At 66.1% G+C, this 271-nt stretch carries 1 pseudogene; it reads left to right on the top strand.

Annotated elements, in window-relative coordinates:
• Positions 1-271: pseudogene (locus AAEY72_RS14920) on the top strand (glutamine synthetase); the annotation flags it as partial.

Below are 271 nucleotides of genomic sequence, written 5' to 3'. Positions count from 1 at the left end.
GCCAAGCCCTACCTGCAATTTCCCGGCAGCGGCATGCATGTGCATGTCAGCCTTTACGATGCGGCGGGCAATAACCTGCTCGCGGCCCATCAGCAGCAGCCGCTGCGCCACGCCGTGGCCGGTTGCCTGGAATTGCTTCCCCACTGCATGCCGATTTTCTCGCCCAACCACAACGCCTTCCGCCGCCTGGGCGGCACGGTCAACGCTGCGACGCGGGCGAGCTGGGGCTTTGAGGACCGCGATGCTTGTGTGCGCATCCCCGAGTCCGACC

The sequence above is a fragment of the Psychrobacter sp. W2-37-MNA-CIBAN-0211 genome, from assembly GCF_040309405.1.
GTDB lineage: Bacteria > Pseudomonadota > Gammaproteobacteria > Pseudomonadales > Moraxellaceae > Psychrobacter > Psychrobacter glaciei.
Note: the sequence above shows the minus strand (reverse complement) of the source record. Positions and strands in the feature narration are given on the sequence as shown.